Here is a 13232-nt window from a genome sequence, read left to right on the forward strand (position 1 = left end):
GCCACTTTTTAATTTTCTATATGGTATGTTTGATATACCTCACGTTTTGGCATTTTTCGATCCACTGCTGCTTGTTTAATCGCGTCTTTACTTTTCATGTTCTCCTGTTCCATATAATGTGCTACATGATCGACTACTGACAGGTGGCTCCACCAAAGATCATGGCTTTCATCACTTACCTTACTTCCTTCAACTACAATGCAAAACTCACCTTTTAATTCCTTATCGTTTGTCCAAGATATTATTTCACTTGCAGTTCCGCGGACAAATTCTTCATATCTTTTTGTTAATTCCCTGGCAATAGCCAATTCCCGATCACCAAGCTGTTCATATATCGCTGAAATGGTTTCTTTTACCCGAAATGGTGATTCGTAAAATAGTAAAGTAGCTTTATGTACACCTAACCGTTCCAGCTCTCTAAGCTTATCTTTCTTTTTCCTTGGCAGAAACCCATAAAACAGAAATTCCGTTGATGGCAGCCCGGAGCCCACTAAAGCACATAACGCGGCATTTGCACCAGGTAATACCACAACAGGTAAATTTGATTCAACAGCCGCATTTATCAATTCATACCCTGGATCTGATATTCCGGGCATACCAGCATCGCTAACTATAGCTATCGATTCTCCATTTTCTAATCGTACTAGCAGCTGCTGTCCTCTCACTTCTTTGTTGTGCTCATGATAACTAACTAATGGTGTGTTGATGTCAAAGTGATTCAGCAATTTTTTCGTATTTCGGGTATCCTCTGCTGCAATAACGGCAACGGTATGCAACGTATTTAGCGCCCTATATGTAATGTCCTCTAAGTTGCCGATTGGGGTAGGAACAACATATATTGTTCCACTGGCATGTTGCTCAAAGCTCTTTTGAACGTTCATTCCGATTCCCTTCTTTCTTGGTCATCCGTATCAATTGATCTTTTTGGCGTCTGGAAAGCTGTTTAATTGCGTACTCACTTTGCATTGCTTCCTCTTTTGTAACAAATGATTTAACAAACACAATTTCAAATGGGCCCCTGCCTCTTGTATACTTTGCTCCTTTGCCTTCTTCATGCATACTGAGTCTTTTAGATAAATCATTTGTATATCCTGTATACAGCGTGTTATCTCTGCATTTTAAAATATATACAACATGCTCCTTATCTGCCATAAATAATATCCTCTGCCTCTTTGGTATATGTGTTATCGTGATTATAAATATACAATGGCGGCAAGATGGTGAGATCCGCTTTCCCATCCCTGATTCCCTCAATAAGAAGCATATTAGCATCCCTTCCCATCTTCGGATAAACTAGCTGCATCCGTTTTGGTTCAAGCTTGTATTTTCGGAATAAGGATATAATGTCGACCAATCTGCCTGGCCTGTGAACCATCGCAACCTTACCTCCAGGTCTCACATACAGCTTACTTGCTTGTACAACATCTTCTAACGAACAAAACACCTCATGTCTGGCAATTGTTAAGTATTCATTTTTATTATGCTCCATTTTACCCGGTGTACGAAAATACGGCGGGTTACAAGTGACCACATCGAAACTGCTCTGTTTTAAAATTTCCTGCATTTCCTTTAAGTCACCATGTATCATGTTGATCTGTTTTTCTAATTCATTCAATTTTACATTTCTTGCTGCCATATCGAATAATCTTTTTTGAATTTCTACACCGCTGATATTGGCGTTTGTCCTTCTCGATAATAATAATGGGATAACACCATTTCCCGTGCACAGATCTAAAATCGTTCCTTTTTTGATAGGAACATAAGCAAAATGAGCAAGTAATACAGCATCAAGAGAAAAAGAGAAGGCAGACGGACTTTGAATAATCTGCATCGTTTCTTCAGCTAATAAATAATCAAGTCGTTCATCATCAAATAGTTGTACCATGTTATATTCCTTTCATACAGAACGCAGAAAGATATCGGGTTTGAAAAAATGGGGGAAATAGCCATTTTTCAATTTTTCAATCTCACGTTACATTTGATTGTAAAAAGCTGTCCCGCTTTGTCTTGTAAAAAGACATGGAGACAGCTTATATGTCATACTTTATTTCGTTTTGCTTAAGAAATCAAGACAGAATATGCAATCTTCATTTCGTCTTGGACTGCCAAATTCCAGGTTGCAAATATGAAAGCCTTCCTCGTAAAGCCTTGCTAAGTTATCATAGCCTTCTCCAGGTATTCCTTTTGACGGATGCTCCTGATAATCTAAATCCTCGATCTCCTCGCTGCTGCTATTAAGGCGATTACGCAGATGATGATTTTCCATGGCAAGGCGGTGGTTTTCCTCTAATAGTTCACCTAATTCTCCTTTTAAATCACCTAGTCGTTCATATAGTTCGCCAATTTGTGTTTCCATATCTGATACTTGGTCAAAAATATGTCGTTTACTTTTGTTCACGCCTCATTACACCCCACTATTCTGTGGCTTGCGCTGTAATAATTCCCTCTTCGATTAGTTCATCTAATGTATATTCGATTACCCGTTCTTTTTCCGGTATTTCAATATGGATGACCCGCTCGAGGATGTTTAATCCGACCACTTTTCCATCACCAAACGGTGTATTAATAGTCTCGCCTAAATCAGGCAATACACGCTTGGCTGTTTCATAATCGTCATTTTCATATTTTAGGCAGCACATCAATCGGCCGCATAAACCAGAAATTTTTGCTGGATTAAGCGAAAGATTTTGATCTTTTGCCATTTTAATAGACACTGGTTCAAAATCTCCTAAAAATGTTGAACAGCAAAGCATTCGTCCGCATGGGCCAATCCCGCCAAGCATTTTCGCCTCATCCCGGACACCAATTTGTCTAAGCTCAATACGTGTTTTAAACAGTGCAGCTAAGTCCTTAACCAAATTACGGAAGTCTACACGTCCATCCGCTGTGAAATAAAAAATTATTTTATTTCGATCAAATGTATATTCTACATCAACTAAATTCATGTCCAGATTATGTTCGATAATTTTTTCTGAACATGTTTGAAAAGCTTCTCCTGCCCGTTCCTGGTTCTCGGCAACTGTCAGCTTGTCCTTTTCATCAGCTATTCGAATAACCTTCTTTAAAGGCAGCACGACATCTTCCTCATCAACCTGCTTGCTGGCAATGACAACCTTTCCAAACTCAATGCCACGAATTGTTTCCACAATCACATAGCTATCTATAACAATATCATGACCACTTGGATCAAAATAATATATTTTACCCGCCTTTTTAAAGCGAACCCCAATCACTTCAACCAATTTTCTCACCTCTGTATTTGAAGTGTAAGCTGTTCCATCACTAATGCTGGATGAACATTTTGCTTTAGTTTTCGTTTCGCCTGCAATATGGTATGTAAGATAGATAATAGTTTTTCCTGTGAAAAAACCATACTAGCCTTTTCCAGTTTTGCATTATCACTAGTAAAAACAACCATTGCCCCTTCATTACCCATATGATAATAAAGAATATCTTTAAATGCTAACAGCAATAAATCCAATCCTTGTTCAAGCTGGTGCCTTTCTTTAAAATGAGATAACCAACTATTATGAATAAATAAAAAAGCATCAGCAGGCTTTGTTGAAAACATTTCTATTAATTGTACCATTAACTTTCTAGCTTGCGCAAACCACTCATCTTGATTCAAACCGACTGCTTCATCAAAATTATTTGTTAATGCACTAAAAAGTCTTGCACTCCCCGCCGATATACCAGATTCGATTAATTGCCGTTCAAAAAGTTGGCTATTTAATGGCTGTAAATCTATGATTTGGCAGCGTGAGCGAATGGTTGAAATTATCGATTGACCATTTTCTGTAAGCATAATAGCAGTAGTTTCTTTACTAGGTTCTTCTAAAAATTTTAAGATGCGATTTGCTGCGTTGGCAGTTAGGGTGTCAGCATCTTTAATGATGTACACCTTTCGATTTGATTCTAGGCCTGAGTATGAAAACTCTTTTTGCAATTGATCGATTTGATCTTTCTTAATGGATAAGCCATCTGGTTCAATCCAATGAACATCGGGATGGTTACCGGAAGCTATCCGTTTACAGGCATTACATTGCTGACATGGTTCTGTACCATTGATATTTTCGCAAAACAGATATTTTGCAAGTAACGTAGCAATTTCTTCTTTCCCAGTGCCACGTTCCCCTTGAATTAAATAGGCGTGGGATATACGATTTTTCATTATGCTATTCGTTATTATTCTGCTCGCCAATGGCTGAACCTCGGCTACGTCTGACCATGTCCTCATCGTTTCCCATCCTTGTATGCTAAGTATATAAATTTATTAGAAGCCCTTTGATTTCACCTATGATCCCTAGTAAATCAACGGTTTTCTGTTCCTGATTCATAATTTCTTCCGTTAGTTCAACAAGCTTTTCATCTACTTCTTTGACAATGGCTAATTTACGGTTTTGTCCATCCAAGCTGAAGCCGTACGATTTCTGTAAATCAAGTCCATTATAAACAGTTTCTTTTAAAAAGCCTTTCACCAGGCGTTTGAATTTGACCAAATCCCGGAATGAACGAAATCGGGCAAGTTTATCTCCCTGTGCGGTAATGTCCTTCATTAATTGCTGAAGCTCCTGCTGCTTCAGCTTTTGTGTTTGGGACTGAACTATGCCGTCAAATGTCTGCTGACCTGTCGCTGTTCGAACGTTTTTTGTTGTTGTTTCTATTTGTGAACGCATTTCCTGACTTATTTTCATAGGATCAGTCCCTCCTTAGGATGTGGCTAGGCTAACCTTGTTTTAAAATTGAAAGAATGACTCAATTGGCAGAATAAACACTGTAGCTCCGCCAACTTCTACCTTAACAGGCTTTGGAATGTATGAGTCTGCATTGCCGCCCATTGGAGAAATTGGTGCTACCATTTGTTCGCGCTGTGAGCAGTTATCTCGAATGATCTGTAGAGCCTCATCCACGTATTCGTCCTCACAACCAATCATAAGTGTTGTGTTTCCTTCCTTTAAAAAACCACCAGTTGTCGCAAGCTTCGTCGTTTTAAAATTTTCCTCACCAAGTGCATCGACAAGACGATTGGAATCCTTATCTTGTGCAACCGCAATGATTAATTTCATCGTTCGAACCTCCCTTAGGATTTAGTCTTTTCCAAATAAGAAACAATTGCATTTGTAGCATCTGATTCTACTCGTTCAAATGACTGTTCTGCATTTATCGTCTTAAAGCGGTCTTGAAATTTTCTCTCTACTATTTTATATGCTTCATATACCTGTTCATGGAACTGAATCGTTTCTAAATCTAAACGATTCTTTTCTCTATCTTTATTCGCCGCAATGCGCTGTAATCCCTTTTTTGGTTCAATATCAAAAAATAAAGTAAGGTTTGGCATACAGTTTTGGATGGCGAACTGATTTATTGTAAATACTTCCTCCATCCCAATTCCTCTCGCATACCCCTGATAGGCAAGACTGCTATCGACAAACCGGTCACATAATACTATCTTCCCTTTTTTTAAGGCAGGTAATACCTTTTCGACTAAATGTTGTCTTCTTGCTGCGGCATATAACAATGCTTCCGTACGTCCATCCATCTTTGTATTTACAGGATCAAGTATGATATGTCTTATTTTCTCCGCTATTTCAATGCCACCGGGCTCACGTGTTGTCAGCACATCATGCCCAAGTTTACTTAAATTTGCAGCTACAAAAGGGAGAATTGATGTTTTTCCGGCACCCTCGCCACCTTCAAATGTTATAAAATGTCCGTTCACGTAACTTCTTCTCCTTTAAAAACGCCAATACCCTTATTTAAATCACGATGCTGTATCGTAACACCTTGTTCGAGTAATTGTTCGATTATTTCTATATGTTCAGTTGTAATTATTTCACCCTTTAATATCAAGGGGATTCCAGGTGGATATGGAATTATTGCTTCCGCTGCTATATATCCTGTTCCCTCTTTTAACGGTACATATACAGGCTGTAATTGATTCATCGTTTGATAGGATACTGCTAGTTTCTGTATAGGCTTTACAAATAACCTTCCTATATCTATTGTAGCATGATACGAGCTGATTTTTAATTGTTCCTTGATTCTTTTTATCGCACGGTTTAATTTGGAATGTTCATTGAACGGGGCGAGTCCATGAATAAACAGTACCTGATTATGGGTTGCAAGCTCCGGGTAAATCCCTTCTTTTTCAAACGCTTGCGCCACATCATGGCCAGATAACCCATCCTTTACTTGAATGATTATTTTTAGTAAATCATCCGTTTCCACATAGGTTAAGAGATCCCAGACATCATTAGATTGCATTAACTCTCTAACCTGATAGACACTTGCTTGTATGTTTTCCAATTCAATCGGCGTCAGCCCTGCTAAAAAGGAACGCGCAATATCGAGCGATGCCATCAAAGGATAGGAAGGGCTGCTTGATTGCAGCATTTGTAAATAATGTGCGATCTTTCCCATTTCGATACGCGTAGACTTGATATGTAAAAATGAACTCATGGTCATAGCAGGGGCCATTTTATGTGCGGATTGAACGACTACATCGGCTCCAAGATCTAAAGATGATGAAGGAAACAGTTCCCCAAGTGAAAAATGTACCCCATGTGCCTCATCAACAAGCACTGGTATATTATGTTTATGTGCTATTTCTATCATTTGTTTTATCGCATATGTTTTTCCGAAATAATCAGGATAGGTTAACACTACCGCTTTAGCATCACTGTTTTCCTCGAGTGCCTGCTTAAGCGTTGCTAAATTTGGTGCTGTGTAACGGTCAACAGATTTATCATATTCTGGATTGATGAAAACAGGCATAGCCCCGCTTAATTCTAACCCATTAATAATGGATTTATGACAATTGCGCTGGACAATGATTTTATCTCCGGCATTACAAGCAGCCAGAATCATGGCTAAATTTCCAGCAGTACTCCCGCCAACAAGAAAGAATGTGTGATCAGCTCCAAAAAAGTCTGCAGCTAATTTTTCCGCTTCGGTAATGACCCCACTTGGCGCATGTAAATCGTCTAACCCAGTTAATTCTGTTAAGTCGAGGGGTAATAGCTGATCATAGCTTTCGATTGCTTTCTCCGGAAAAATTGCGCCGTTTTTATGCCCTGGAACATGGAATGAAACTGGATTTTGCTTGCTAAATTCGGATAGTTTTTGGAATAGTGGTATAGATTTATGGTTCATAATGTCTCCGTCCTCTTTTTTCATCTACATTTATATTATGGCAACAAAAAAAGCCTTTGTAAATTCGCTACAAAGACCTTAAGAAAAGCGCAATTGCCTTGTTCACCCCCGACAAGTCTAAGTAAAACCTCAAGGGGGCCGGCTACTTTCGCTAGACATATGGAAATCTATGAATATAATTTTGGTTGATTCATGTTTTTTAACTTTTCCAGATAATAATGATACTTTTCTTCTCTTGGCTCTGTGTGAATCATGTTTCGTTCACATTCACAGCAAATAAATAGTTTGTATAAGTGAATTCCTTGTTCCTTTTCTTCCTCGCAAATGCCACAACGTTCATGAATAATAGTTTGTTTCATCTCCCCACCTCCGTTAGCTTAGTATCTCCTAATCTAACGAAATATATACATGCAATCTTTGAATCAAAGAAACTTTCTTATTCTTTACTATATGTAGAAAGTGCTTGGTTGTTTCCACATCTTAAGCACCAAAATAAACCTGGACAGCTTTAGTTAACTTAAAATAGAAAGAAATTAATAGTATGAAAAGAACAAGACTCCAAAGAATAAAACGCAAATATGATCAATCATTGGGTTAAGGATATAAAAATTCAATAGATATCATAAACCATAAAGTAATCAAAATATTTTTATTAACACGAAGAATATTTACTAATTTTTCAAATTTATTGTAGAAAATGTATCATTACTTTAGTAGGATTAAAGATAATAAATTAATTAAAAATAGTAGTTTGGATCTGTTCCAAAAGGGGGAATGATATTTGTTTAAACGAACAAAGCATTCTAAAAAACAAATTGAATATGAAAAGGTAATTTTCGAGATGTTTTACCATCGCGTATACAAGTCTGCTTGAATTTAATTCAAAGAAAAATTATCCAACCGTATTAGATTTAAAAATTCCTCCTCAGTATATGCCTAAATATACAAGAACTGTTGAAGGTCATATTCTTAATGTGTCTGGTTATGATACTAGAACTGCTCCTGCACGAATACGTTTGACCGATCCATTTGATCAGGGCAATAGAGGAGTTACTCTTGGAAATGTTTGGCATCCTCATCGCGGTGTTTATGATGCTAACAGTGCACACTTTAGAAGAGCAATGATTTGGTAAAAAAAATGGACTCGTCATTAAACTAATGACGGGTTCCTATTTTATGGAGTTGATAAAACTTGAAACAGAAAGTTAAGATTTTTATTCATCTATCAATATATATAATGTTATTATTTATTTTAGTTTCATGTGATAATAATAGTGTTGATAATAAGAATTCAATAGAAAAAGATGTTCAAACTACGTCCAAAAATTCAAGCCAAGAAGAAAACAAAAATAACCATTTAGATAATGATAATAAGATGGACTTAGTATCTACCTGGGATCACCCTATCAAGGAAGATGTATATAATATAAGTGAATCATGTGAGTCGAAGTCCTTAATAGCACCAGATTACACGGATGAAAACGTAATTGTATTTATTCAAGACTTAAATGAAAAGGATCGAATTATTGAATTCTCTCGGACAGATATGAAATGTAAAGTATTATATGAGACAAAAGGAATCGGTAACATGACGGGGACAGATGGAAAGTTGTTTTGGACAGAATATGATACTAGGAGTATTACAAATGTTGATTGGAAAATAAAATCATATGACTTTGAAAACCATAATGTTAAAACGGTTAGAACTGGTAAAAGTTATAAAGATACTCCTCCGCCTACTGTAAGAGCAAATAATAGCACAGTTAATTGGATAGAATACACCACAACGAATAGTGAAGTTATTTCACAATTAGTAAAATTGGATCTTAATAGCAATGAGCCTGAAATACTTTCAAAAGCTACTCTACATGAGACCGTTAAACAAAAAGGTGAATATTTTATCATCCAACAGGGTATCAAAAATGGGGTCTTGTTATATAAATCTATATTTAAGAATGACCAGAAAAACTTTGATATAAGCTTATATAGTAATAAGGGTAACCATAAGAGCTATATTCAAAAAGACAAAATTTTGGATTTTACTTCAAATGAAAAGTTCTTCGTCTATACAGGTGAAGGTTATTTGAAAGCAAAAAGTCATGACTCTAATAATGATGAAATTATTTATAGTACCGATAACTTATTAACAGTTGATTCCCCTATTCTTTTCGGTGATCACTACATCATCTTTCGTTTTGCTATGAATGATGTATATATTGGAGATCTTCGAAAGAAAATTTATTATAAATTAACGAAAAACAATTCCATCGTATCTAAACCGATTGAAAATAACGGGTTAGTAAGTTTTGCTACAAGGGATAAAAATGAAATCACTAAATTTCATGTTTTAAATTTAAAAGAAATTAATTGAAATCTTATGTACATTTCTACTATACCCAATACAATTTTTTCTAAAGTATAAAAACGTCCAAGACATTCCGGGGTTATGTAACCAAGCATGAATAAAATAGCTGACTTTGAAAAAACACAATTTTTTCCAAATGTGATGATACGTTTTGGATATAAATATAGTTAATCCAAAAAAGACCGAGAAGAACATTCTCAGTCTTTTTTTAATTTAATTCTAAGATATTAAAAACAAATGAATGGCAGCGAGTGAGGCTACGCCAAACAAGCCTAAAAATCCTGATACAATAGTGGTAAATAGATTGATAGGAATGTGTAATCCAATTGCACCACCAAACACATTGAAGAAAAACAAAAACAAAATGCCAATTCCTATTTTAACTGTACCATGCGCGATTAGGCGCATTGGTTTAATAGGAGCACCAACAACTAGCAGCAATACAATTAATGCAACCATAATGGAAATAACTACTGTAGAGCTCAAATCTATCAACTCCTTCTCCTTGTCCCCTTTCTACTACATATGAAAGGAAATCTAGAAAAAGAACTGAAATCGCTATTTATTGTATCGAATTGCACTAATTTTTCGGTGCCGTGCCTCTCTTAATAAAAATAAATATTTGGCTCTAGCAAGATGTTCATGGTAAAGCCCATTCCCCATTGGATCAATACTTTTCTCCATAATAGAGCGGATTTGTTTCCATTCCTGCTCCGCTGTAATAAGAGAATCTAATAATTGTTCATCCACATCACGCTTTTTTATTTTTCTACTCATGCTGCCACTCCTACAAATCTCTTCTGCCTTCTAAAGCTTTAGACAACGTAACCTCGTCAGCGTATTCCAAATCTCCACCAACAGGAAGTCCATGAGCAATTCGTGTGGTCCGAATACCTGATGGTTTGACGAGGCGGGAAATATACATTGCTGTTGCTTCACCTTCGATATTTGGATTAGTCGCTAAAATCAATTCTTCCACATCTTCATCTTTTAAACGGTTCAGTAAATCAGGAACATTGATATCTTCTGGTCCAATTCCATCCATCGGGGAAATGGCACCATGTAAAACATGGTATTTTCCATTAAATTCTTTCATTTTCTCCATAGCAATAACGTCTTTAGGATCCTGAACAACACAAATAACTGATTGATCCCGCGAATCATCCTGACATATCGAGCATGGATCCTGATCTGTAATATGACCACAAACGGAACAATGTGTTAATTCCCGTTTTGCGTTTACTAACGAATTAGCGAAGTCCAATACATCGTCATCCTTCATATTTATCACAAAAAAAGCCAGTCGGACTGCAGTTTTCGGTCCGATCCCTGGCAATTTTGTAAAACTGTCAACTAATTTGGAAATCGGTTCTGGATAATACATACGTATGCCTCCTAGAACATTCCTCCAGGTAACCCTTTCGTGAATTGTCCCATTGTTTCATTTGTTTTATCATCAATTTGTTTTAATACATCGTTTGTCGCTGCTAAAATAAGATCCTGCAGCATTTCAATGTCGTCTGGATCTACTACTTCTTCTTTAATTTGTACATCCGTAATTTCTTTTTTCCCATTAGCGAGAACAGTAACCATTCCGCCGCCAGCAGATGCTTCAAAGCTCATCTCATGAAGCTCGTCCTGTGCCTTCATCATTTTCTTTTGCATTTTTTGCATTTGCTTCATCATGTTTCCCATATTACCTTTCATTATAACGCCTCCCAAAATTTTATCATTCGACTAAGAAATCGGTACTTTTACTTCCAGAATAAAACGGATTGTGTTTTTCTAATCGTGTATTTCCAGCAAATCATCCCCAACCAGTTTCCTAGCTTCCTCAATGAATGGGTCTGCTTGTTCACTTTCTTGCTGGTTAGCTGGTTGCTCTTGTTTATTCACATACTCATTGCGTAATTCCTGCCAATTGTTTTCAGGAATTGGAATAATCGTTAAATTCTTCCCAACGGCTTTCGCCAATACAGATTCGACTGTTTCCCTGTTATCGAGGAAAAGTGAACAATGTATCTCATATTTGAATGCTACAATAAGTGCTTGATCAGAAGCTGCTGCAGGCTTACTATCCTGAATCGTCGCATGTGCGGGGGCACTCGTTGCTTTTAAAGCACTTAAAAATTTTGCCCACTCTGATTGCACTTGTTTCAATGCTGGTTTCTCCGCCTCTTGCAGGACATAACGAATTTTCTCATACGGAATCTTGTAACTGTTTTTCGATTGTCTTGGGCTTGGTCGCCTTTTTTCTGTTCTAGCCGGTTGACTAGCGGCTGCCGGTGTTTCTTTTAAAGCCTTTAATTCTTTTTCCAATTGCTCTAATCTATGTGTAAGCTTTATAACTGCTTCTGAATCAGCTGGGCTTCTTTCCTCACTTTTCCCATATTGATTGGTTATAGAAAGTATTGCAATTTCGATAAAAACTTTCGGGCTATTCGTCCATTTTATCTCTTGCTGGCATTGATTCAGCTGCATAATTGCGTCCTGTATCCAATCAATCGGAACACTTTCTGCCAAATGTTTAAAGCTATCATCAATCATAGCACGTTCCAGAATACCTTCTAACGATGGGGCGCTTTTATAAAGCAATAGATCACGTAAAAAGTAAATGAGATCATAAACGAATCTGCCTGGATCTTTCCCCCGTTGAATTAATTCGTCTAAGAGTTGTAATGCCTGCTGTACATCTTTATCGTGCATTGCTTGAACAATAGATGTTAAAATTTGCTGGGAAACGCCTCCCGTAACTGCCAGCACATCGTTTAATTCCACACGATCTTCACTATAGGAAATCGCTTGATCCAAAATACTTAACGCGTCACGCATTCCACCCTCTGCCGCAAGTGCAACCGTGTCCAATGCTTCTTGCGCGACAGAAATCCCTTCAGCATCGATAATTGTTTTCATACGATCAACAATTGCCTGATTCGAAATCGGTTTGAAATCGAAACGCTGGCACCGAGAGATAATCGTTAATGGTATTTTATGCGGCTCTGTTGTTGCTAAAATAAATACAACGTGGTTCGGAGGCTCTTCTAGTGTTTTTAACAATGCGTTAAATGCACTTACGGAAATCATGTGAACCTCATCAATAATGTATACTTTATAAGGAACAGAACTAGAGGCATATTTAACCTTGTCGCGTATTTCCCGAATATCATCCACACTCGTGTTTGACGCAGCATCCATTTCAATGATGTCAGAAATCGATCCATCCTGAATACCGCGGCAAGAAGCACATTCATTACATGGCTCTTTAACCGGTGCATGCTCACAATTGATTGTTTTCGCAAAAATCTTTGCAGCACTTGTCTTCCCAGTACCACGAGGGCCGGAAAAAAGATAAGCATGCGAAAATTTTTGCTGTACAATAGCATTTTGCAATGTCCGTGTAATATGTGATTGTCCTGCAACATCCGCAAAAACTCTTGGACGCCATTTACGATACAATGCCTGATAGCTCATAATATACGTTCCCCTTTGTGAATTCTATCTAATTATAACCGATTTTAGGTATGAATGTGAACCATTGCGAAAAATCATTATGGAAAAGTTTGTTGGGCTATTGGTAGCATAGAATTGTAGTTGGTTAGATTAACTTGTTGGGGTTTTGTTTTGTGGATATTGGCCGTAGTGATGGTTTATCAACTGAATTTAACATTTATCGACCGGTTTGAGTGATTATCCAAAAATAAAAGTACTAAAAAAG

General features: G+C 37.1%; 17 protein-coding genes. 1 reads left to right on the forward strand and 16 read right to left on the reverse strand.

The window, feature by feature from the left end:
* Nucleotides 1-8: 8 nt before the first annotated feature.
* The 11 genes from rsmI to IEV74_RS14885 form a co-directional block, all read right to left on the reverse strand.
* The gene (gene rsmI / locus IEV74_RS14835) at nt 9-881 is read right to left on the reverse strand and encodes a 16S rRNA (cytidine(1402)-2'-O)-methyltransferase (RefSeq protein ID WP_188456163.1); all 873 of its coding nucleotides are present in this window, start codon (nt 879-881) and stop codon (nt 9-11) included.
* On the reverse strand, nt 859-1152 hold the full coding sequence (locus IEV74_RS14840; RefSeq protein WP_188456164.1) for a GIY-YIG nuclease family protein: 294 nt from the start codon (nt 1150-1152) through the stop codon (nt 859-861). The genes rsmI and IEV74_RS14840 overlap by 23 nt, the downstream gene beginning before the upstream one ends.
* The gene (locus IEV74_RS14845; protein WP_188456165.1) at nt 1142-1885 is read right to left on the reverse strand and encodes a tRNA1(Val) (adenine(37)-N6)-methyltransferase; all 744 of its coding nucleotides are present in this window, start codon (nt 1883-1885) and stop codon (nt 1142-1144) included. The genes IEV74_RS14840 and IEV74_RS14845 overlap by 11 nt, the downstream gene beginning before the upstream one ends.
* A gap of 159 nt (nt 1886-2044) precedes the next feature.
* Nucleotides 2045-2356, reverse strand: coding sequence for a DNA replication initiation control protein YabA (gene yabA, locus IEV74_RS14850; RefSeq protein ID WP_188456208.1), 312 nt, complete (start codon nt 2354-2356; stop codon nt 2045-2047).
* Nucleotides 2357-2414: 58 nt separating this feature from the next.
* A complete protein-coding gene (locus tag IEV74_RS14855) occupies nt 2415-3242 on the reverse strand; it encodes a PSP1 domain-containing protein (RefSeq protein ID WP_188456209.1) in 828 nt (275 codons plus the stop codon).
* A 5-nt stretch (nt 3243-3247) separates the two neighbouring features.
* The gene (gene holB, locus IEV74_RS14860) at nt 3248-4237 is read right to left on the reverse strand and encodes a DNA polymerase III subunit delta' (protein WP_188456166.1); all 990 of its coding nucleotides are present in this window, start codon (nt 4235-4237) and stop codon (nt 3248-3250) included.
* Nucleotides 4238-4256: 19 nt separating this feature from the next.
* On the reverse strand, nt 4257-4694 hold the full coding sequence (locus tag IEV74_RS14865; protein ID WP_188456167.1) for a YaaR family protein: 438 nt from the start codon (nt 4692-4694) through the stop codon (nt 4257-4259).
* A 42-nt stretch (nt 4695-4736) separates the two neighbouring features.
* Nucleotides 4737-5066 (reverse strand): cyclic di-AMP receptor DarA, encoded by a 330-nt coding sequence (gene darA / locus IEV74_RS14870; RefSeq protein WP_099158919.1) that lies wholly within the window; start codon nt 5064-5066, stop codon nt 4737-4739.
* Between the two features lie 14 nt (nt 5067-5080).
* A complete protein-coding gene (tmk, locus tag IEV74_RS14875) occupies nt 5081-5719 on the reverse strand; it encodes a dTMP kinase (RefSeq protein ID WP_188456168.1) in 639 nt (212 codons plus the stop codon).
* The gene (locus IEV74_RS14880) at nt 5716-7152 is read right to left on the reverse strand and encodes an aminotransferase class I/II-fold pyridoxal phosphate-dependent enzyme (RefSeq protein WP_188456169.1); all 1437 of its coding nucleotides are present in this window, start codon (nt 7150-7152) and stop codon (nt 5716-5718) included. The genes tmk and IEV74_RS14880 overlap by 4 nt, the downstream gene beginning before the upstream one ends.
* Nucleotides 7153-7319: 167 nt before the next feature.
* The gene (locus tag IEV74_RS14885; RefSeq protein WP_188456170.1) at nt 7320-7511 is read right to left on the reverse strand and encodes a sigma factor G inhibitor Gin; all 192 of its coding nucleotides are present in this window, start codon (nt 7509-7511) and stop codon (nt 7320-7322) included.
* A gap of 833 nt (nt 7512-8344) precedes the next feature.
* On the opposite strand from IEV74_RS14885, the gene IEV74_RS14890 reads away from it, so the two are divergent.
* Nucleotides 8345-9523 (forward strand): hypothetical protein, encoded by a 1179-nt coding sequence (locus IEV74_RS14890; protein WP_188456171.1) that lies wholly within the window; start codon nt 8345-8347, stop codon nt 9521-9523.
* Nucleotides 9524-9736: 213 nt separating this feature from the next.
* Here the strand turns inward: IEV74_RS14890 and IEV74_RS14895 are convergent, their stop codons facing one another.
* The 5 genes from IEV74_RS14895 to dnaX form a co-directional block, all read right to left on the reverse strand.
* Nucleotides 9737-10003, reverse strand: coding sequence for a pro-sigmaK processing inhibitor BofA family protein (locus IEV74_RS14895; RefSeq protein WP_188456172.1), 267 nt, complete (start codon nt 10001-10003; stop codon nt 9737-9739).
* 72 nt (nt 10004-10075) lie between these two features.
* Nucleotides 10076-10294 carry a YaaL family protein gene (locus IEV74_RS14900; protein ID WP_188456173.1) on the reverse strand — a complete coding sequence of 73 codons (219 nt, stop codon included), beginning with the start codon at nt 10292-10294 and terminating at the stop codon, nt 10076-10078.
* A 10-nt stretch (nt 10295-10304) separates the two neighbouring features.
* Entirely contained in the window at nt 10305-10901 is a 597-nt protein-coding gene (recR, locus tag IEV74_RS14905; RefSeq protein WP_188456174.1) for a recombination mediator RecR, read from the reverse strand.
* Between the two features lie 11 nt (nt 10902-10912).
* Nucleotides 10913-11224 (reverse strand): YbaB/EbfC family nucleoid-associated protein, encoded by a 312-nt coding sequence (locus IEV74_RS14910; RefSeq protein ID WP_188456175.1) that lies wholly within the window; start codon nt 11222-11224, stop codon nt 10913-10915.
* Between the two features lie 78 nt (nt 11225-11302).
* Nucleotides 11303-12988, reverse strand: a complete 1686-nt coding sequence (gene dnaX, locus IEV74_RS14915; RefSeq protein ID WP_188456176.1) for a DNA polymerase III subunit gamma/tau — start codon at nt 12986-12988, stop codon at nt 11303-11305.
* Nucleotides 12989-13232: the final 244 nt, after the last annotated feature.

Origin of the sequence: Virgibacillus oceani, assembly GCF_014638995.1 — a bacterium.
Lineage (GTDB): Bacteria > Bacillota > Bacilli > Bacillales > Amphibacillaceae > Virgibacillus_E > Virgibacillus_E oceani.

Coding starts and splice junctions, on each gene's coding strand:
- dnaX (WP_188456176.1), bottom strand. CDS start 12,988: ATGAGCTATCAGGCATTGTATCGTAAATGGCGTCCAAGAGTTTTTGCG.
- IEV74_RS14900 (WP_188456173.1), bottom strand. CDS start 10,294: ATGAGTAGAAAAATAAAAAAGCGTGATGTGGATGAACAATTATTAGAT.
- recR (WP_188456174.1), bottom strand. CDS start 10,901: ATGTATTATCCAGAACCGATTTCCAAATTAGTTGACAGTTTTACAAAA.
- darA (WP_099158919.1), bottom strand. CDS start 5,066: ATGAAATTAATCATTGCGGTTGCACAAGATAAGGATTCCAATCGTCTT.
- IEV74_RS14885 (WP_188456170.1), bottom strand. CDS start 7,511: ATGAAACAAACTATTATTCATGAACGTTGTGGCATTTGCGAGGAAGAA.
- IEV74_RS14910 (WP_188456175.1), bottom strand. CDS start 11,224: ATGAAAGGTAATATGGGAAACATGATGAAGCAAATGCAAAAAATGCAA.
- IEV74_RS14845 (WP_188456165.1), bottom strand. CDS start 1,885: ATGGTACAACTATTTGATGATGAACGACTTGATTATTTATTAGCTGAA.
- IEV74_RS14880 (WP_188456169.1), bottom strand. CDS start 7,152: ATGAACCATAAATCTATACCACTATTCCAAAAACTATCCGAATTTAGC.
- IEV74_RS14840 (WP_188456164.1), bottom strand. CDS start 1,152: ATGGCAGATAAGGAGCATGTTGTATATATTTTAAAATGCAGAGATAAC.
- IEV74_RS14865 (WP_188456167.1), bottom strand. CDS start 4,694: ATGAAAATAAGTCAGGAAATGCGTTCACAAATAGAAACAACAACAAAA.
- holB (WP_188456166.1), bottom strand. CDS start 4,237: ATGAGGACATGGTCAGACGTAGCCGAGGTTCAGCCATTGGCGAGCAGA.
- yabA (WP_188456208.1), bottom strand. CDS start 2,356: ATGGAAACACAAATTGGCGAACTATATGAACGACTAGGTGATTTAAAA.
- rsmI (WP_188456163.1), bottom strand. CDS start 881: ATGAACGTTCAAAAGAGCTTTGAGCAACATGCCAGTGGAACAATATAT.